16 protein-coding genes and 1 pseudogene are annotated in these 20,378 nt (G+C 54.0%); 9 read left to right on the top strand and 8 right to left on the bottom strand.

The features are described from left to right. The first annotated feature begins 4 nt into the window (after nucleotides 1–4). Nucleotides 5–2,614 (top strand): DUF1631 family protein, encoded by a 2,610-nt coding sequence (locus AC1DV6_RS06160; protein WP_477976158.1) that lies wholly within the window; start codon nucleotides 5–7, stop codon nucleotides 2,612–2,614. Between the two features lie 446 nt (nucleotides 2,615–3,060). Here the strand turns inward: AC1DV6_RS06160 and AC1DV6_RS06155 are convergent, their stop codons facing one another. From AC1DV6_RS06155 to AC1DV6_RS06135, 5 genes and pseudogenes are all read right to left on the bottom strand, one after another. Continuing rightward, on the bottom strand, nucleotides 3,061–3,570 hold the full coding sequence (locus AC1DV6_RS06155; RefSeq protein ID WP_477976156.1) for a Smg family protein: 510 nt from the start codon (nucleotides 3,568–3,570) through the stop codon (nucleotides 3,061–3,063). A gap of 68 nt (nucleotides 3,571–3,638) precedes the next feature. After that, nucleotides 3,639–4,013 (bottom strand): annotated as a pseudogene (locus AC1DV6_RS06150) (DprA-like winged helix domain-containing protein); the annotation flags it as partial. A 644-nt stretch (nucleotides 4,014–4,657) separates the two neighbouring features. Continuing rightward, nucleotides 4,658–6,193, bottom strand: a complete 1,536-nt coding sequence (gene hutH, locus AC1DV6_RS06145) for a histidine ammonia-lyase (RefSeq protein ID WP_477976154.1) — start codon at nucleotides 6,191–6,193, stop codon at nucleotides 4,658–4,660. Between the two features lie 38 nt (nucleotides 6,194–6,231). Beyond that, a complete protein-coding gene (gene hutU / locus AC1DV6_RS06140) occupies nucleotides 6,232–7,947 on the bottom strand; it encodes a urocanate hydratase (protein ID WP_477976152.1) in 1,716 nt (571 codons plus the stop codon). A gap of 218 nt (nucleotides 7,948–8,165) precedes the next feature. After that, entirely contained in the window at nucleotides 8,166–9,398 is a 1,233-nt protein-coding gene (locus AC1DV6_RS06135; protein ID WP_477976150.1) for a porin, read from the bottom strand. 835 nt (nucleotides 9,399–10,233) lie between these two features. Here AC1DV6_RS06135 and AC1DV6_RS06130 point away from each other — a divergent pair. From AC1DV6_RS06130 to AC1DV6_RS06095, 8 genes are all read left to right on the top strand, one after another. Then, nucleotides 10,234–11,235: an ABC transporter substrate-binding protein gene (locus tag AC1DV6_RS06130; RefSeq protein WP_477976148.1), complete on the top strand. Its 1,002-nt coding sequence runs from the start codon at nucleotides 10,234–10,236 to the stop codon at nucleotides 11,233–11,235. Nucleotides 11,236–11,294: 59 nt separating this feature from the next. Then, nucleotides 11,295–12,359, top strand: coding sequence for an ABC transporter ATP-binding protein (locus AC1DV6_RS06125; protein ID WP_477976146.1), 1,065 nt, complete (start codon nucleotides 11,295–11,297; stop codon nucleotides 12,357–12,359). 8 nt (nucleotides 12,360–12,367) lie between these two features. Beyond that, nucleotides 12,368–13,249, top strand: a complete 882-nt coding sequence (locus AC1DV6_RS06120; RefSeq protein WP_477976144.1) for an ABC transporter permease — start codon at nucleotides 12,368–12,370, stop codon at nucleotides 13,247–13,249. Nucleotides 13,250–13,389: 140 nt separating this feature from the next. Next, nucleotides 13,390–14,067 (top strand): ABC transporter permease, encoded by a 678-nt coding sequence (locus AC1DV6_RS06115; RefSeq protein ID WP_477976142.1) that lies wholly within the window; start codon nucleotides 13,390–13,392, stop codon nucleotides 14,065–14,067. Between the two features lie 206 nt (nucleotides 14,068–14,273). Further along, the gene (locus AC1DV6_RS06110; RefSeq protein ID WP_477976140.1) at nucleotides 14,274–14,840 is read left to right on the top strand and encodes a HutD/Ves family protein; all 567 of its coding nucleotides are present in this window, start codon (nucleotides 14,274–14,276) and stop codon (nucleotides 14,838–14,840) included. After that, nucleotides 14,837–16,051, top strand: a complete 1,215-nt coding sequence (hutI, locus tag AC1DV6_RS06105; protein ID WP_477976138.1) for an imidazolonepropionase — start codon at nucleotides 14,837–14,839, stop codon at nucleotides 16,049–16,051. The genes AC1DV6_RS06110 and hutI overlap by 4 nt, the downstream gene beginning before the upstream one ends. Further along, nucleotides 16,048–16,860, top strand: a complete 813-nt coding sequence (gene hutG, locus AC1DV6_RS06100) for an N-formylglutamate deformylase (protein WP_477976136.1) — start codon at nucleotides 16,048–16,050, stop codon at nucleotides 16,858–16,860. Before hutI ends, hutG begins: the two co-directional genes overlap by 4 nt. Further along, the gene (locus AC1DV6_RS06095; protein WP_477976134.1) at nucleotides 16,832–18,229 is read left to right on the top strand and encodes a formimidoylglutamate deiminase; all 1,398 of its coding nucleotides are present in this window, start codon (nucleotides 16,832–16,834) and stop codon (nucleotides 18,227–18,229) included. Before hutG ends, AC1DV6_RS06095 begins: the two co-directional genes overlap by 29 nt. A 170-nt stretch (nucleotides 18,230–18,399) precedes the next feature. On the opposite strand, the gene AC1DV6_RS06090 is transcribed toward AC1DV6_RS06095, so the two are convergent. The 3 genes from AC1DV6_RS06090 to AC1DV6_RS06080 form a co-directional block, all read right to left on the bottom strand. Further along, nucleotides 18,400–18,882 (bottom strand): acyl-CoA thioesterase, encoded by a 483-nt coding sequence (locus AC1DV6_RS06090; protein WP_477976132.1) that lies wholly within the window; start codon nucleotides 18,880–18,882, stop codon nucleotides 18,400–18,402. Nucleotides 18,883–19,133: 251 nt separating this feature from the next. After that, nucleotides 19,134–19,670 (bottom strand): cucumopine synthase-related protein, encoded by a 537-nt coding sequence (locus AC1DV6_RS06085; protein WP_477976130.1) that lies wholly within the window; start codon nucleotides 19,668–19,670, stop codon nucleotides 19,134–19,136. A gap of 2 nt (nucleotides 19,671–19,672) precedes the next feature. Next, nucleotides 19,673–20,092 (bottom strand): hypothetical protein, encoded by a 420-nt coding sequence (locus tag AC1DV6_RS06080; RefSeq protein ID WP_477976128.1) that lies wholly within the window; start codon nucleotides 20,090–20,092, stop codon nucleotides 19,673–19,675. Nucleotides 20,093–20,378 lie beyond the last annotated feature (286 nt).

The following is a 20,378-nucleotide window of genomic DNA, read 5'->3' as shown; positions in this document are numbered from 1 at the left end:
AACCATGGCTACCGCCCGTCCCAACATGACCCCCCGTCTGCAGCTGGGCCGCGCCGTGCGCGAGCGCTTCCTCGCAGAAGCGGCGCAGGCCATGACTGAGGTTGGTGGGTTGGTGCAGGAGCGACTGACTGCCTTGATGGACGAGCCGTCCAATGCCAAGGAAAACCAGGCGCGACGCGACAACTGGATGGCCTACAAGCGCTGCCGTCCGGGCTGGGTGGACAGCACGATCAAGATCTGGCGCGAATGCCTGGAGCCTCCTAAAGGGAAAAAATCCAACGACCAGGATGCGGCTGGCTTGGAGCTGGTCGGCACCGAAGTCGTGGAGAACAAGATTCTGGCGTCCCGCATGGTGCTGGCCGTCAATGACAAGGTGCTGCCACAGCTGGATGACCTTCGGGTGCGTATCAAATTCCTGGAGTCGCTGGAAGACCTGGAAGGCAACGATATTTTTCGTCCGGAAGTGTCCGTCCTGCTGATGGTTGAGCAATGGACCAAGTCGGGTATGCCCGGTGAGTCTTGGGCTGGAGTCAGTGAGGTGGTGCAAGCCAAACTGATTGAGCGCTTCAAGGACGCCTACAAGAATGCCAATGACGCACTGATCAGCAAAGGCGTCATGCCGACCATTGAGTTGAAGGACCGCGTCAAGTCGCCGGTACGGGCGGCCGGACGTGCCGCGCCCATGCCTCCTCTGCCGAATCAACCGCTGGATTTGCCGCAGGGCGAAGGTGACATGGGCAACGGCTTTCAGCCCACGAGTTACCAAGGTTATGCGCCGCAACAACAAGGTCAGCCCATGCCCCAGGGCCGTGGTGGCTCAGCGCCCGGCGGCGGCAACCACGACTCTGGTCAGGGCGGAATAGGCCCAGCACAGGGCGGCTCACCAGGCCCTAAAGGCGGTTTCTTTGGTGGACGACTGGGCTGGGGTGCCGGTGCAGCGCAACCGCAAGGACAGCCGCAAGCGCCTGCGGGTGGGGCACCACAAGGCCCATCGAGTGGGCCTAGCGGCTCCGGTAGCGGGTCAACACCATTCTGGAAGCAATCGGCTGGCGCCCCTGCCAGTGACTCCGGACAAAACTACGGTGCGTCGGAAGAGACGCGCATGTTGACGGGCAACACGCCATTGGCACGCGCGCGTAGCCGTGCCCAGGGCGTCATTGGCCAGATCCGACGCCTGTTTGTCAGTCACGGTGGGGGTGACTTTGTAGGCACTTCCCACCAAGCGCCATCGCCTGCCTTGGCAGCTGCCATCTCGCCACAAGCGATGAATGTGGTGTATGCCGCGGGCGGCACGATGTACGAGGATTACAGCCCCGCGGGCATGGCGCGGGTCGCAGACAACATCCGCGAAAAAACGACTGAGCTGAAGAAAAAGGCCGAAACCAAGGGCGAAAAGGCGACGATTGAGATCGTCGCCTTGATGTTCCAGGCGATTTTGGCGGAAGACCGCATTCCGCCCGGCATCCGTGTCTGGTTTGCCCGCCTGCAAATGCCCGTGTTGCGCGTGGCGCTGGAAGACCCGGACTTCTTCGGTACCACCACGCACCCAGCGCGCTTGCTGATTGACCGCATGGGTTCATGTGTGATGGGCTTTGACTCCTCCGGCGTGCAAGGCAACGCCATGGAGAACGAGATCAAGCGCATCGTGCAGGTGATCGAGCAGTATCCCGAAACGGGCAAGAAGGTCTACCAGATCGTTTACGACGAATTCCAGAAGTTCCTCTCCAAATACCTGACCGGCAAGGACGCAACCAAGAAGGTGGTCAGCGTTGCGCAGCAGGTGGAGCAAAAGGAAACGCTGGCGATCCAGTACACCATCGAGATGCGCAACATGTTGAAAGACATGCCGGTGCGCGACGAGATTCGCGACTTCCTGTTCAAGGTCTGGGCTGAAGTCCTGGCAGTTGCGGCTGTACGCAAAGGCCCACAGCATGCCGACACGTTGACACTGAAGAAATCTGCGACGGATCTGGTCTGGGCCGCCAGCGCCAAACCGAATCGCGCGGACCGCGCCAAGGTGATTCAGGATTTGCCCAATTTGCTGTTGCGTTTGCGCTCCGGTATGACGCTGCTAGCTATGGCACCCAGCGAGCAGGAAAAGAACATCAAGGTCGTCAGCGATACGCTGGCAGATGCCTTCCTGTCCAAGACACAGGCCATCCCGCAGGCCAAGATCGACGCGATGGCGCAACGCCTGGGCAATCTGGAAGACTTTGTGACGGAAGACGGTGTGGGCGACCTGCCGCTGGACTCCGAAACCATCGAAATGATGTTGGGCATCGATGCCTCCAACATTGAAGTGGTGGGCAATGGAGGTTCCAAGCCTACGGCGGCGATGCTGGCCTGGGCGCAGGAACTGCATCTGGGCTCCTGGTACACGCTGGACCACAACGGCCAGATTACGCAAGTGCAACTCGCATGGCGCAGCGACCGCAAGCACCTGAACTTGTTTGCTGCGAACTCGGGCAAGAGTTTCCTGATCCAAGCGGGGCGTTTGGCGGCTTATTTGCAGGCCGGACTGCTGTTGCCACAAGAAGAAGAAGCCCTGACTGTGCGGGCTACGCGGGATGCGTTGACCAAGCTGGAAGCGAATCCAGAGCGGTTACTCGCTTAACTCGGCTTTTGCTCTCTCTGCAAGGGCTTTTTTAACACCCGCTCCCCCCAGCCCCTCGCCCCGTCGGCGAGGGGAGCCTTAACAGCCGATTTGGCGGCTGTGCTCCGAATACGAAATTACTTGCGTAGCGTTGCCACTGCTATTACTCGGAGCGGCATAAACCTACGGTCGGAACTGTCTCCAGCAAGGTAGAGCGGAGCGGTCTGGCGCGCAGCGCCAGCAGCGAGACTTAACACCCGGAATCGTTAAGGGCCGCACTACTCCTCAGGAGGTTGCCCCAACCGCAGGTTCGCGCCGTGGCGTACTACATGCGGTGGCAACGCATCGCAAGTAGTCCCGTAGTCGGCGCGACGTAACAAAATCGGCTGTTGAAAGGCTCCTCTCGCCGACGGGGTGAGGGGCTGGGGGAGTGGGTGTTAAAAAAGCGAGAACTAAAAAAGCAAAAGCTAGTGCGCAACCCGAACCCGGTCGTCATCGTACAACTCATCCAGCACCAGCGCATCAGGCTCCAGCCCAAAACTCCAGTACACCATCAGCACAATCAGCTTGAGATCGTCCAAGGCAACAGGGGCACCGGGCGCCGCCATGGCGCGGTCAATGACAACCTCGCGCATATGCGCAGGCAGCATGCCGCTGGACTCCATGAAGCGGATGAAGCCCAGAGCTGCGGTACCCATATGAAATTGCTCAAGTGCCGGGTAGATGCGCATGCTCAGCGCGCTAGGCTGCAATAGCCAGGGTTGGGGTGGAATCGGGGGCGTGTCGTGGCTGGGCACCGTGATGGCCGCGCAGGCACTTTGGGATGCCAGGTTCAGGCCGGCAAGCCAGCGCATGGCATCGTCCACCTCATCGGGCTCGAAGCCGACGGCTCCGAGTTTTTTCTTCAGATGGGCCGGCTCGGGGCAGGCTTCTCCGGTGTAGTAGTTGTCGTAAACGAAGGCGAGCACTTCAAACATGGGGGCCAATATAGCCCAGATATTTCAGGCTTTTGGCGCGCGCCGGACTTCCCCCCTTTTTCCGGCGTTCAAGCTCTGAACACGCGCTGAAACAGCCCGCCAGGCAGGCGCACCAGAGTGCCTTCCAGTTCCATTGCCATCAGTTGCGCTTGCAAGTGGGCCGTGGTTAGCCCCGTGCGGGCCAGTAGTGCATCCAAGCCAATCGGATCGTGGCCGAGTGCCTGTTCCAATGCAAATTGGGCGTCAAATGTGCCATCGGAGTCCGAGGGCTGTGCGTGAGCAGCTATTAAAAGAGGAGCGTCTTCGGCGACCTCCAGCCCAAATTCCTCCAGTATGTCCTGTGCGTTTTCCACCAGCTTGGCGCCCTGTTTGATCAGCGCATGGCAACCGCGCGCCTGCGTCGAGTGGATAGACCCCGGTATCGCGAACACGTCCTTGCCCTGTTATCACTGCTTTGGAAAGCCTGATTCATGCTAACCCAAAGGCGTAGAAAGGCGCTAGTTCATCTGCAATATTGAATCTCAATATGTATCTATCTGCATGAATTTGGCAGTTGCAGCTAGCGCCGATAAAAAAGGATCCTCGATTCGCATTGAGCAGCTTGAATTGCGTATTCCGGTCTGACTGACCATCTGTTCCGCAAATCATTGACCACTTGTCTTTGATTCTCTGGTGTTGCCCACCTATGGACTGGTCTGCCTCCTTTGGGCCATAAGCCGTCTGTAGCCAATGTCCGCTTACTGGAAAGCCAGCTGGCCCAACCGGATTTCAGCCACGCCAGGGTCATTCAGGGCATTCACGGGCGGTGGGCAACTTCAAGAGATTTAGATAGACACGTAGAACACCTAGATTGACGCGCGAGGTATGAGACAAAAAAAAGCCGATTCACTCCTCAGTGAATCGGCTAATGACCACAAAGTAACGCGGTCAATTCCGACGCCCTAATCGTCGGAAGCAATTAACGGGTGCATTTCAACAAATGCTCGGATCGAACCCCTAGTTCTGAACTCGCTCCAGTTCCTCACAATTGCCATACCTGTGCACTCGTTCATCACTCAATACATTCGGACAGAACTATTGAAACAGCCTATAGGTACAGGTTGCTCAGCTCGCTGATTCCCAACTCACCGGCTTTGCCAATGCTGCCCTGAGTTATCAGTCCACGCACCAACTCCATGTCGGGCGCCAAGCTGCGATCTACCATCATGGCCGGAGACACCGAGCGCACCAGTGCAAGAATGCCCTCCAGCACATCCGAACTCTTAAGAGGGCGTAGGAACTCGATGCCTTGCGCTGCCGCCAGCAGTTCGATAGCGACGATATATTCCGTATTGCGCAGCATCTGTTGCAATCGGCGAGCTGCAAAGGTGGCCATACTCACATGGTCTTCTTGATTCGCTGACGTCGGCAGGCTGTCCACACTGGCTGGGTGAGCCAGTGATTTGTTCTCCGATGCCAGTGCGGCAGCGGTCACGTGCACAATCATGAATCCGGAGTTCAAGCCAGGCTCAGGTGTCAAAAAGGCTGGTAAGCGCGATACCACCGTGTCCACCAGCATCGCTATACGTCGCTCGGTGATGGCACCAATCTCGGCAATTGCGACAGCCAATGCGTCAGCGGCCAATGCAACGGGTTCAGCGTGGAAGTTTCCGCCAGAAAGCAGAGTATTGGTCTCGGCAAATACCAAAGGGTTGTCGGTGACAGCATTAGCTTCGCGCAGCAGAACCTCGGCGGCATATCGCATCTGGTCCAGGCAGGCGCCCATGACCTGGGGTTGGCAGCGCAGGCAATACGGATCCTGCACGCGGTCATCGCCCTCTAGGTGCGATTTGCGGATAGCGCTGCCAATCGCCAGTGCACGATAAGCTGCGGCGCAGGCGATTTGGCCAGGATGACCACGCACGGCGTGAATGCGCGGATCAAACGGGCCGTCGCTGCCGCGGGCTGCGTCCAGCGTCACGGCGCCTGAAATCACTGCTGCTTCAAAGAGACGTTCGGTAGCCAATAGGGCATCAATGGCCAAGCCTGTAGAGACTTGTGTGCCATTGATCAGTGCCAGGCCTTCTTTGGCTGACAGCTTGATGGGCTCCAGCTTGTTCTTCGCCAGTGCTTGGGCAGCAGGCATGCGTTGGCCTTTGAAAAACACTTCGCCTTCGCCAATCAGCGGCAGGCACAGATGAGCCAAGGGAGCTAGATCGCCGGATGCTCCAACTGAACCCTGGCAGGGGATGACAGGTGTGATGCCAAGGTTGTAGAAAGCAAACAGGCGGTCAATGACCACCTCGCGAATGCCAGAATAGCCGCGCGCCAGGCTTGCTGCCTTCATCACCAGAATCAGGCGTACCACTGGCTCAGACATGGGCTCCCCCACACCTACGGCATGGGATCGCAGCAGGTTGAGTTGGAGTGTTTCCAGGTCTGCCTGCGCAATGCGTTGATTGGCTAGCTTGCCGAAACCTGTGTTGACGCCATAGACGGCAGCTCCGCCATGCGCTGCCTTGTGGACTAGATCAGCGCTGGCACGTATGCCAACTCTGGCGGCTGGATCCAACTCTAGAGTCGTCGTGCTGTTGTGCAGGTCACGCAGCTGGGCTAGTGTGAAATGTCCGGGTTCAATGATCATATGTAGCCTCTTGAGTATGTTTTGTTAGTCAAAATGAATTACTTACCAGGCTGGGTCAGCATTGGTAGATTCAATTCGTTTCCTTTGGCGCATTGCAGAGCAATCTCGTAGCCTGCATCTGCATGGCGCATGACACCAGTTGCCGGATCGTTAAATAGAACGCGCCCCAGTTTGTCCGCCGCTTCGGAAGTGCCATCGGCCACGATGACTACGCCCGAATGTTGCGAGTAACCCATGCCGACACCGCCACCATGGTGCAGGCTGACCCAGGTAGCACCACTGGCTGTGTTGAGCAACGCGTTGAGCAAAGGCCAATCACTAACAGCATCGCTACCGTCCATCATGGATTCAGTCTCGCGATTCGGGGATGCGACAGAACCGCTATCCAGGTGGTCGCGACCAATCACAATAGGGCCTTTGAGCTCGCCGCTCTTTACCATTTCGTTGAATGCCAGGCCAGCCAGATGCCGCTGCCCCAATCCAATCCAGCAGATCCGAGCCGGCAGCCCTTGGAATGCAATTCGCTCTTCAGCCATGTCCAGCCAGCGGTGCAAGCCTGCGTTGGTTGGGAAAAGTTCCTTCATCTTTGCGTCAGTCTTTCGGATGTCTTCCGGATCACCGCTCAATGCCACCCAACGGAAGGGGCCAATGCCGCGGCAAAAAAGCGGGCGCACATACGCTGGGACAAAGCCGGGGTAGTCAAATGCGTTTGTCACGCCATAGTCCTGGGCCACTTGACGCAGGTTGTTGCCGTAGTCAACAGTCGGTATGCCCATGGCGTGGAATTCCAGCATTGCCTTGACGTGAACAGCACAGGATTCTCCAGCGGCTTTTGTCAGTGCTGCATGCTGTGAAGGATCCTTCTGTGCGAGCTTCCATTTCTCCACCGTCCAACCTGAAGGTAGATAGCCGTTAATGATGTCGTGTGCCGAGGTTTGGTCGGTGACGATGTCTGGGCGAATGCCACCGGCTTTGGCGCGTTTGACCAACTCCGGAACAATGTCGGCCGCATTGCCGCACAAGGCAATGGAGACCGCCTTTTTCTCGGCGGTGTACTTTGCGATGCGTGCCAAAGCGTCATCCAGATCAGTGGCTTGCTCGTCCACGTATCGGGTGCGCAGACGGAAGTCAATGCTGCTCTGCTGACACTCGATGTTCAGAGAGCAAGCACCGGCAAATGTGGCGGCCAAGGGCTGAGCGCCGCCCATGCCACCCAGCCCTGCTGTCAACACCCAGCGCCCTGCCAAATCACCATTGAAATGCTGGCGTCCGGCTTCTACAAATGTCTCGTAGGTTCCTTGAACAATGCCCTGGGATCCGATGTAGATCCAACTGCCGGCCGTCATTTGGCCATACATCATCAGACCTTTACGGTCCAACTCATTGAAGTGTTCCCAATTTGCCCACTTGGGCACCAAGTTGGAGTTGGCGATCAGCACGCGTGGTGCGCCTTCATGGGTGCGAAACACGCCCACGGGCTTGCCGGACTGCACCATCAGAGTCTCGTTGGGTTTTAGCGTGCGCAGGCTGTCTAATATTGCGTCATATGACGACCAGTTGCGTGCGGCTTTACCAATGCCGCCGTACACCACCAGTTCGTCTGGGTTTTCAGCGACCTCAGGGTCCAGGTTGTTTTGCAGCATGCGATATGCGGCTTCGATTTGCCAGTTGGCACAAGTCAGTTTGGGCCCACGGGGCGAACGCACAGGGCGGGCCTTGCTGTCCAGATAGGACTGGTTGGAAAGATCAGACATTTACGGCTCCGGAAAAGATTGGGTGGTGGATGGAACTTCTTTAATCCCCACGAGGCTGCAATTTAGAGGCTGTGAATGAAGTGTTCCGCGAATGGCAGCCTGCAAATCAATTCGCGGTTCGAAGGGGAATCATCGGCCTCCCCATCTCTTGCGAGACGGGGAGTCGATTCATACTGGGTGCAATAGAACGCTACCGCAACTACCAGTTCAGCAAGTGGTCAGAACGTGTAGGAAATTCCAAAGCCGAAACCGTTAACACTTGCACTGGTGTTTGTCGAAGGTGCGACAAGTGCGGGTGTATTAGTCCAGCCAGAGATTGGGGCAATGCTTCCCAGTGGATTTGCGGGGTCACTGTTCGCAACATTCATGAAACCGACGTAGGCCAGCGCGGACTTGTTGAGCTTGTGGTTATAGAGAACCGTGTATGCGGTGCCCTTTTGCGAAACCTCATTGCCACTCTTCAGTGCAGTGCCAGTCCCAACAGCGTACGAGACAACGACAGTTCCTGCAGAAGTCACTGGGACAGTTGCGCCAATGTGGTTGATACGGGTGTCGTATTGGGAGCTTGTTTTCCGAAGATTTTGGGTAGAAAGAAACATCTTTGCGACGCCAAAATCATAAGTCCCGCCCAGTCCCCAATCATCTTGTCCATCTTTGAACGTCTGAGCACCGGCTGTTGAGCACTTGGTCGCGGTCGTAGCGCTGGCTGCAGTACCGCATACACCTGTTGTATCACTTGCAGATCGAACGACTGCACTTATCGAAATCGGGCCATTGTCATAAGCCACCGAGAGATTATTGACCTTCTGACTGTGATTTGCGGCAACGCCATCGTCAATGTCGGAGTTGGACTCTTTGACAAAAGCCATGTTCGCTTTGACAGTTACACCCGACCAGTTTGGAGATGTCCATTGAATGGCATTGTTGACACGATCAGCAGCGTTGATTCCTGCCCCGGCAGCGGAGGCCAACGCGTAGAGCGAGCTGAAAGCGCCGCCCGATGGGTCATACTGAAATGACCAATCAAATGCTGGCGTTTGATGACGTCCGAGGGTAAGGGTACCCATAGATTGAGACGACAAGCCTACGAAGGACTTTCGCGTTTTCGTCAATCCGTTGCCCGTCGCAGCATTAGTTGTGGTGTCATTCAGAACCAACGGGCCCAACTCCAGAACGAAAAGCGCCTTAAGGTCTGTCGTTACATCCATGTTTCCTTTGAAGCCCAGTCGGCTTGCAGCCCAACCACCAGTACCAACACCAGAAAATGTTGTTTGGTTTGAGGATTCAGTGGCTGTTCCTGCATTGGCCACGTTTTTGCCTGTCATGTTTGCATAGAACAGGTCAGCGACACCATAGACGGTGACACTGGCGTTTCCAACGGTTGCTGTTTGAGCATACGCACCACCGGCGATTCCGGCCAATGCGATTGCGATCAAATGTTTTCTTTTCATGGTTTGACTCCTAAATGTTGAGCTGACGGGACGAGGGGGTTGAAAATTTCAAATTGAATTGGTGACGTTGCGCTACCAATGTTTTGTTGATTCGTTGCTTTTGACAACGGTATTTGCCAAGCACCTTCTTTTGAAGGCATCAAATTGAAGGGTCTATGGCAATTGGGTGAACGAGTCGCGCCGAATGACATCCAGGAGGTACATCTGGATGCGCGCTTTGTTACTCGTGAATCTTGGTCAGCCCCGGCACAACAAGTGGCCAGGTGCTCAATGCCCAGCGACTGCCACACATATAAGTGGTGGTGGCCCGGCGACATATCGCGGGGATCAACGCTAAGTAGCTTAGTTTCGGCTTGGGCTAGTTGAGTGTTCTTGCAACGAGAACATAGCGCCGCAACACCCTCTTGAATGCTCTTCGCAACAGCAAACGAGCGCAACTTGGCGCTCTGTAAGCACAGATCAGTTTCGCATGCATCCAGAAGAGTTCTTGAAACCATTGCTGCCGGCTCCGATACCCGTTACAGGTACCGTCTCAGTGAAGTAATGGCTCGAATCGTACACGAAATTATTCAGACTGTGTTGTTTATGAATAAATAAAACTATTCATTTTCTTTTTTTTGATTTATGATTCTTTCAAGGGCTAGCCGGACACCAGGGCAGATGCACTTCAGTTCAGGTGTCCAGTGCTCAGCAACTTTTGGGCCACAAGGCAAGTTTTAGGGTGCTGCGTATAAATAGCAACTTAGGGCATGCCAAAAGTGCTTGAGAAACGTTTAGGAAGTGTTAGTCATCTAGGGCAATTTGGATTTCATTCGTCATCAAATAGGAGATAGTTATGAAAAAGTACCTGATGGGGTTAGTGCTAAGCGCCATAGCGGCAACCGGGGCAATGGCCCAACCCAAGGAGTTGGTGGTGGCAGCCTTTGGTGGCGCCTACACTGATGCCCTAAAGAAGCACATGGGAGCATTTGAAGCTGCCAATAATGTGAAAGTACGGTTCTTGCCTGCATCTGGTGCAGAAGCCATTTCAAAAGCCAGGGGCAAAGAGGTAGATGTAATCCATGCCGACTTCGCGTGGGCATTCCGAGGAGAGGCGCAAGGGCTGTTCGAAAAACTTGACCCCGCCGTGATTCCCAATCTCGCGACTGTCTATCCAAGAGCGCGGTTCTCGGATTACGGTGTCGTGACGAACTTTGGTGAGTATGGAATTGCCTACAACAAGAAACTCGTCGCAAAACCCCCAACGTCCTGGAGCGACATGCTCGATCCTCAATATAAAGGACGGGTATCGACTGCTGGATTCGACGCAGCAAATGCGGAGATGCTGGTAATGTTTGCCAAGGCGAACGGTGGCAGCGAAGACAACATTGATCCAGGGTTCAAGAAGATGGCGGAGATGTCCAAGAACATCACCGTCTTCTACAGCCAACACCCACAGCTTTTGGATCTCTTTCGATCGGGTGAAGTTGTCATGGCGCGTTGGTTGAGGGGTCGAGTGAAATGGGCAAATGAAAAAGATGTCACGGATGTTCAGTTTGCGGTGCCAAAAGAAGGGGCCATTGCACTTGCGTCGACTGTCCACGTGGTGAAGGGCCGTCAAAACACACAACTTGCGATGAAGTTCATTAACTATCTCTTGAGCAAAGAATGCCAAGTGGAATACGCAAGAGACCTTGGCTACACACCATCGAGGTCTGATTTGGATCTCAAGGCCCAGAACATCAATGTTCCGTATGGAAATGAAATGATTAACAGCCTGATCATTGGGGACTGGCGCAAGATCACTCCCAAACTCGATAGCTGGAAAGAGCGTTGGGATAAGGAAATTGGACGGTAATCATCTAAATCGACAGAAATGTCAGTGGCAACCAATCGCATGGAGCAATCAGACGATATATGTTCGATATAAATATCCGCGGCGTTAGCAAACAGTTTGATGGAACGACGGTCTTGAATGACGTGCACCTAGACGTTCGGGCGGGAGAGTTCCTCTCCATTCTTGGCCCAAGCGGCTGTGGCAAAAGCACCTTGCTCCGAATCATCGCTGGCTTGGAGGAACCAACCAGCGGCAAGATCGTTATCGCGAGCCGGGACGTGACCGACACGCCGGTGTGGAAGCGAAAGATTGGATTTGTCTTTCAGAGTTTTGCACTTTGGCCTCATCTCACTGTTTTGCGAAATGTCTCAATGGGATTGGAGCTGCAAAAACTGAGTGCTGACGTATGTAGGCAGCGCGCACTCGAAGCATTGCGTCTTGTTCAACTGGAGTCATTTGCAGATCGCATGCCAAGTCAGCTATCTGGCGGTCAGCAGCAGCGCGTTGCGATTGCGCGCGCTATTGTGTTGAAACCGTCTGTTCTTTTGTTGGATGAACCCCTTGGTGCGCTGGACAAGAATCTGCGACAGGATATGCAGGTCGAAATCAAAGAGCTGCAAAAGAAGCTCAACTTGACTACGATTTTCGTAACGCATGACCAGGAAGAGGCAATGTCCTTGTCAGACCGAATCCTCGTAATGAACAAGGGAGTTGTTGATCAACTTGACACCCCGGAAGCCGTCTACAACAGACCAACCTCATCCTATGTCGCAAAATTTGTAGGGGAGGCAACGTTCTTTGAGGGTGAAATCGTCCAGAGAGAGCACGGTTCATTTCTCAAGACGCCTAGCAAATCGCTGATTCAACTCGACCCAGCACCATCCACCGGAAAGACGAATGACATCTGTTTTGTCCGACCAGAGTGGATAACTCTTGCAAAGAGTGGTGATTGGGACGATGACTCGGCAATCACGGGCGTCATCGATGAGGTCATGTTCTTCGGCGCAACTGTTGATTACCTCGTCCGTTACGAAGGAGGTCTGATTCGTGTGAAAGTCCCGGCAACGTCCAGCACCAATGACCGCTATCAAACTGGTAACAGAGTCGTACTGAAGTTCGTCGCGAAACTGCTGCCAAAACAGTAACAACCGTCATGACAGCCGCATCATCCGAAAAATTCCGGGCCCACGCCTTTGTACTACCTGCCATTCTGTTTCTGGCGGCATTCTTCCTATTGCCACTAATCTGGATTATTTTGGTTAGCTTCAGTCCTCCCGGCGAGGCTGAATTTGCCTTCAAAAACTGGACGCTAGAGAACTACAAGAACTTCCTCACGGATAGTTACTATTTGTACGATCTGTTATGGCGAACGGTTCGAATCTCGGTGATTGCGACCGTGCTCTCAGTAGTAATTGGGTACATCGGAACTCTGGCCATTATTCGAGCGCAACCGAAAACGCAAACTTGGCTTCTCTTCCTGTGTATGTGCCCTCTTTGGGTCAATCTCGTTGTAAGAACACTGAGTCTCATGCTGGTGTTGGGTAGGGACGGGGCACTGAATAAATTGATGCTTTGGCTGGGAATGATCGATAGTCCAATGCAGTTGCTCTACAACGAGACGGCTGTAATCCTGGGAATGGTTCAAGTTTCTGTTCCATTCGTTGTTTTGTCTCTGTACGGCGTGTTGAAGTCGATACCGCGCGAACTTGAGCAGGCGGCGATGTCTGTAGGTGCGGGTCCCGTCGCATCCTTCATGCGCGTCACGCTACCGCTGAGCATTCCTGGGTTGCTTGCCGGTGGGGTGCTGGCACTGGGCATAAACATTGAGTCATTCGTCGTTCCGATTCTCTTGGGTGGAGGTCGAGTTCGATTCATGAGTGTCGCCGCTTACGAATCCGCAACGATTTCAAACAACCTGCCCTTCGCGGCAACGATTGGTGTCGTTCTTCTTATCGTGACGCTTTTGATTCTAGGTATCTACCAGTTCTTGCTGAAACCGAGACGAACTGCTGTCGCGCCATTGCGTGCCGTCTAACCTCAAACTGTGAAAGCGCAACAATGATGCCCAACGTCCGTTTTCGGTCAGTAATTTGGTTTACGACAACTTTCTTGTTCTTCGGATTCTTACTGCTGCCACTATTTATTCTGGTATCAGTTTCATTCAATCCGGTAAGCATGGTGTTTCCACCAAAGGCCTTCACACTCCATTGGTATACGGTCATTTTTGACAAGCCAGAATTTCTGTCTGCTGCATACGCGAGTGCACAAATTGGTGCCCTCACGGCACTGTTAAGTACAACTTTCGGGGTCATGGCAGCTTTGGGGATTCACAAGCTATCAGGTCGAAGTCGCGCAATTATTCAAAACATGTTGTTGTCGCCACTCTTCTTTCCTGCAGTCATTGTTGCCTTGGCTACGTTTCAACTGATGATGTCAATCGGCGTCATGACAAACCTTGCTGGTCTCGTTGCTGCACACGTTGTTGTAACGATGCCGTACCCGATTCGCAACGTGATTGCACACCTTGCGGGCTTTGACAAGCGACTAGAGGAAGCGGCAATGACAGTTGGAGCCAATCCACTTCAAACGCTCTTTCGAGTGACGCTGCCGATGTTGAAAGCCAGTATTGTTCCTTCGCTGATCATTACTTTCATCATGTCCTGGAACAATTACACGATCTCCGTTTTCCTGGCAAACGCGGATTGGACAACTCTACCGCTTCAACTGCGTGCGTATCTGCAGTACGAATATGAGCCATTTGTCGCGGCAATGTCCACCATTCTTTTGGTGCTGTCTGGGGCCTTGCTGTATGTCTCTGATCGAATCTTCGGTGGAGCTGCGAAGCAGCATTAGCCCAGAGACAAGGTTTCCTTTTTCTTATTTAAGCAACTTCGACGCGCAAGCGATATCGATGATTACATGGCTGGATTTGGTATGTAGTCGGGCTGTTGGAATGAAGGTGCCGATTTCATGATTGTGTCTTGCAGTGATAGTTCGTATAGCAGAGGCACTTCTGCTTGCCTTTGGCGTTCGTCCTCAACAACAAGGAGTCCTCGGTCATGAGTTKGAATACCGTGCGACTGGGCGACGCAACTGCAGTACCTTGGCGCAACGGTGGGGGGCTGACCCGTGAATTGGCCTCCTCATCTAAGAGTGAAGACTGGATCTGGCGTATGTCGGTGGCAGAAGTGACGACCGATGGCCCGTTTTCCTGTTTCGACGGTGTGACTCGCTGGTTCGCGGTGTTGCAGGGCGCAGGTGTGGTTCTAAATTTTCCCGCTGCTGCGGAAGAATTCCAATTGACCGTGGAAGCCCCCCCGTTTCGTTTTGACGGGGCCGTTCAAACGCAATGCAGGCTATTGGATGGCCCTACCCAAGACTTCAACCTGATGGTGCGTGACGCATGTCTTCCAGCTCATATGGTGAGGGTACGAGGCGAGTACCAAAAAGTATTGCTGTCTACCAAGTTGGTCGCGGTCTATGCAATCGAATCGGATACACGCGTTAAATTTGATACCGAGGAGATCATCCTCCCACAGTCCACTTTGGTATGGCGTACTGTCAACAAGGCTGCAACCGTACATATTGAAAGCGCCCATGCCCTGTGGGTTGCGTTGACCGTATGAGCCTTCGCCTCTGGTCCAACTGCTGCGTCGCAACGATGGCGCCACAGTCCGAGAGCCCATATGGCTTGGTGGAAGACGCTGCCTTGGTTGTAGATGGTGCACACCTTGCTTGGGTTGGTCCGCGATTCAAACTGCCATCAGACCTGCTGGCTCGCTGCTCGGCGCATCACGATGCCGGAGGTGCACTCATTACTCCTGGCTTGATCGACTGTCACACACATCTGGTGTACGGGGGAAATCGTGCGCACGAGTTTGAGCTCAGGTTGAACGGTGCAAGCTACGAAGATATTGCACGTTCCGGCGGTGGCATTTCATCCACCGTGCAGGCTACGCGCGCTGCCAGTGCTAATGAGCTAGAGGCCGTCAGCAGACGGCGCTTGCGCCAATTAGTAAATGAGGGCGTGACAACCGTCGAAATCAAGTCCGGATATGGCCTCGCTTTGGAACACGAGCGAAAATGCCTTCAAGTAGCACGTGCGCTTGGCCAAACGCATCCTGTGGATGTGCGGACCACTTTCCTGGGCGCGCACGCCGTGCCACCAGAGTTCGTCGGGCGAACAGATGACTATGTGGCTTCTGTTTTGAAGATGATGGCCGCGCTGCATGCCGAAGGCCTGGTGGATGCGGTGGATGGTTTTTGCGAAAACATTGCATTCAGTACAGCGCAGATTGAACGCGTATTTGCTGCAGCACATAGACTTTGCTTGCCCGTCAAGCTGCATGCCGAGCAACTAAGTGACAGCGGTGGTGCGCAGCTGGCTGCACGATTTAACGCCCTGAGCTGCGACCATTTGGAGTGGCTCTCACCAGACGGTGTGCGGGCCATGGCCGCAGCGGGCACGATAGCCGTGTTGCTACCCGGAGCTTTCTACTTTCTGCGCGAAACCCGGTTGCCACCGATCGCACTTCTACGACAGCACGGCGTGTCCATCGCCATATCTACGGACAGCAATCCAGGCAGCTCTCCATGCAGCTCATTGCTACTGATGATCAATATGGCCTGCACGTTGTTTCGCCTAACACCCGAAGAGGCGTTGGCCGGTGTTACCCGCCATGCTGCAGCGGCTCTGGGTCTATCGGATCGTGGCGTTCTAGTTCCCGGAAAACGGGCGGACTTCGTGTTGTGGGATGTGCAGCATCCAGCTGAACTTGCCTATGCGCTGGGAGCAAATCCGCACTTGCGAACTATTTTCAAAGGGCAACTTGCATGATTCAGAATGAGACCTACGTCTTGCTTCAAGGCACCGCCCCCTTGCTCGTGAGCATGCCGCATATTGGCACGCATATCCCCGTGGATTTGCGCGCTAACTATGCATTGCCTGCATTGGAAATCGAAGACACCGACTGGCATCTGGAAAGGCTCTATAACTTTCTAGGTGAGCTGGGCGCCAGCGTTCTGATGCCCAAGACATCACGATACGTCATAGACTTGAACCGCCCGCCGAATGACGAGCCGATGTACCCTGGCGCTGCCAACACTGAGTTGTGCCCCACCCGTTCCTTTACGGGTGAACCGCTATACCGGTTTGGGATGAAACCCGATATCAAGGAACGCGGTCATCGCCTCACCCATTACTGGCAGCCCTACCACTCTGCACTCCAGGCTGAACTGAATCGCTTGAAGGAATTGCATGGCCAAGCCTTGCTATGGGACGCACATAGTATTCGTTCCGAGATTCCACGGCTGTTTGAGGGCCGCCTGCCGGATCTAAATATTGGCACTGCCGGTGGTGCCAGCACAGATCCCCGGATCACAGAGGCCGTAGTGAGAGCCTGTCAAACACAGCCTGAAGTCAGCATGGTGGTTAACGGCCGATTCAAGGGTGGCTACATTACTCGCCACTATGGCCGCCCGGCAGACAATGTGCATGCCATCCAATTGGAAATGTGCCAGAGCCTCTATATGCAGGAGGTAGCGCCATTTCGCTACGAGGAATCAAAGGCCAGTGCTATTCAGCCGTTGTTAAGAGATATTGTTACCAGCGCACTATATGCCAGCAGGAGCTGCAATGAGAAGTGAATCGCGTCTGTTCTTTGCGCCCCAGGCATGGGTTGCTGGCACCTGGATGCAGAATGTATTGCTGGGTGTTTCGGATAAGGGATTGTGGACTCTTGTGGAGCCAAACTGCAACAGCGAAAAGCAAACGGCAGCTACCCATCTTGACGGTCCAGTGTTGCCTGGTGTCGTCAATACACACAGCCATGCCTTTCAGCGTGCCATTGTCGGTCTAACGGAACGTCGCAGTAGTGGTGCTGGTGCGGCAGATGATTTCTGGAGCTGGCGTGACCGCATGTATTCGGCGGCCAACTGTATTACTCCACAACAGTTGGAAACCATCGCAGGACAGCTCTACGCCGAACTCCTGGCTGGTGGCTTCACCCATGTATGTGAGTTCCACTATTTGCACAATGCCTTGAACGGGGCTCCCTATGCACAGGTAGCGGAGATGTCGCAAGCCTTGGTGCGGGCTGCGCGGAAGACTGGCATCGGCCTCACCTTGCTGCCCACGCTTTACATGCGTGCTGGATTCGCCGACAAAAATCTTCGCGAGGACCAGCGACGCTTTGCGTCCACCCCCGACAGCATCATGCGCATTGTCGAGCAACTACATCGCTACACCGCAGAGGATGCCAACATCAATGTCGGCGTGGCGATCCACTCTCTTCGCGCGGTCAGTCCAGGCGCGCTCAAGGAGCTAGCTTCCTATGCGCATGCGGCGGCAATGCCAGTGCATATTCACATAGCTGAGCAGACGCAGGAGGTTGACGACTGCCTGGCCCATGTTGGCCAGCGGCCCATTGAATGGCTGCTGAACCATGCAGAGGTGGATGGGCGCTGGAATCTGGTGCACGCCACGCACACCACGCCGGAAGAACTTTTGGGGGTGCAAGCTAGTGGGGCATCCATCGTCATCTGCCCTGCCACCGAAGCCAATCTGGGCGATGGTGTGTTTGATCTCCCAGGTTACGCCGCGGTCAAAGGTACGTGGTCCATTGGATCCGACAGTCACGTGACGCGACGCTGGAGTGAGGAACTCCGCCTGTTGGAGTATTCGCAGCGCCTGACACGGCGCAAACGCAATATGGCGGCACAGTTGTTGAACTATGAGAGCAGTGCGGCCGCGTTATTGGAAGGTGCGCTTGCTGGCGGCGGCCATGCCACCGGCTTGGCGCTTGGTGGCATCTCCGTTGGCCAGCGTGCTGACTTCTGCGTTCTCAACCCGCAGTCACCTTCGCTTCAGGGAATTCCGTCTGACTATTTGCTGGACGCGCTGGTGTTTTCCAGCCCTGATGCGCACTTTAGATCTGTGCATGTGGCTGGAATTCCAGTCACATTGGATAGCGACCCCATTTTTGCATCTGCTATGAGGTCACTCTGGGGTAGTTAGCCTATGAGTTGGAGCTGAGTTTTTTCAGGCGCCATTGATTTAGGTCATGGGTCCGAACTAGTTCAAGGTTTCATTTGACCTCGGTGCGGGTCTTTCGAGAAGTGAATCCCTAGTCATCCAATTGTTAGACAAGTATTTCTGCAGCTCGCCTGTATCAAAGCGTTTTGCAATCAGCTTGGCTTTTTAAGGCTTTCGAATCTCGCTCCAAATTCGTGACGTAGCTGACGTCTCACTTGCGCTGCGGCATGTCGCCGCAGTTGGTCTGGTGAAGATGGTTTCAAGGGTGTTACTGCCACCGGCTTGCGCTCTCCGTCCACGGCAACCATAGTAAAGAAGCAGGAATTTGCATGTCGCACAGATTGCTTTTGAATGTTCTCCGCAATCACTTTAATGCCAACTTCCATCGATGAAGTGCCTGTATGGTTCACTGAGGCCATGAAAGTTACAAGTTCTCCAACGTGGATTGGCTGTAGAAACATCACCTGATCAACTGACAGAGTGACAACATAACCCCCGGCATATCGGCTTGCGCAAGCGTATGCCACCTGATCCAGGAATTTCAACACCGTTCCGCCATGTACATTTCCTGAAAAATTAGACATGTCAGGCGTCATTAGAACGGTCATGACGAGTTCATGAGATGTTTGGTTCATTGAGGCGCGTCCATCGTTGGAGATTTTTAAACGGTTTGAGTGGGCAGCAAAAATCTAAGGCTGTTCTCACAGCGCTCTTGGTATGTGCATGATTGTTTAAATTGGGTATGTCCCCGTTAAAGGGTAAGGACTCCATCCAATCGTTTGTTTGGAAACGATTAAATTGATTCGCCAAACTGACTTACTGTTTTGCAGTAAGTCAGTTTGGCGATCAAGATTTTTTGAGACAGTGTCTCGTTAGAACTTAAGCGTCATTTCGCGATTTGAGAGATTGACGTTATTTCTGACGGCGTGCGGTGAGGGAATGCAACGCCGAGATTCCAAGGGAAAATGTAATGAATCCAGCGGTGCATCCGGATGACATACGTCATCATTGCGCCCGTTAGCTCGACATACTCATCCTTGCTGCTCAAGGTGTCGAGGCTGTCCGCCCAACGCTGTCCAAGCGCATGCATGCCTGTCAGGCCAAGGTCTTCCAGGAACTCGAACGTGTTGAACGTCCCGACCACGAATTCGCGAGACATTTTCACGACTCCCTCGAGGGTAGTTTCTGGGTATTGGGACACCTTCAGAAAGCGATACATGATGTCCGCTCCAGTCAGCATCAGATAGGCCTCGAGATGAACGAGGACACTGAAAGACTGGCTGCCACTTCCCGCGCCGCTATCGATCACGCCCCAACGAATTTTTTGAATTTCCTCAGGCTCTTTGATCCAAATTCGATCGATCTGTTGCTCGATCTCAGCTTTGGTTTCTTGCCAATTGCGATGTTCGATTGTCTTGCTCATTTTTAAGCCTTTTTGATGGTTACGTGAACGAGGTTCTTGCGGGGTTGAGCGACTGTTTGATCCCAGACGTGCTCGCCCAAACGCTTGAGAAGTGGAAGGTCTTCATCTACTACTTGTCCAAACTTGTTCACCAATGCGCTTTCGGTAATTGCACCGTAGGTGAGACAAATGGTTTGACCTGGGGCATAGAGATACACGGCGCCAGGTGAACGTTTGACCATGTTGGTCTTTCCCAGGTGGACGATCTTTGTAGGCACCCAAACAGCCTCACCCGAGATCACTACATGCCCAAGCACACTCTCCAGCGGCAATTGCTTTAGCACTTGCGCAATTACCTCAGGGTTATCTTTCGCAAGCAAATTGACCCTGAATTTCAGTTCAATGCTTGGTACGTGAAACTCAAGCTGTTCGATAGAAGACATAGGTTTCTCTTTCATAGAGTTAGTTGAACAAACATGTTTTGGACAGACCTAGTTCTGGGCGACTAGGCAATATTTCTTTGTGCTTTTGCAATGAAAGCCAATGACTGGAAGTAACCGGATAGGCAAGTCGAGCTGCCGAATCCGCGAGTCGGCCATCGCCTGGACAAAAGCGCCCCACAAAGGGGAAATCAACTTCAAACATTTGCGGCCTTCCATCCTGACTTCGCAATTCCCATTGGCCTCTCAGGTCAGGATGATTGAGAGACCACATGTCACCGGGTAGCAC

This window comes from Rhodoferax sp. P2_H8_2, from assembly GCF_056403235.1.
This window is presented reverse-complemented; position numbering and strand designations above follow the sequence as displayed.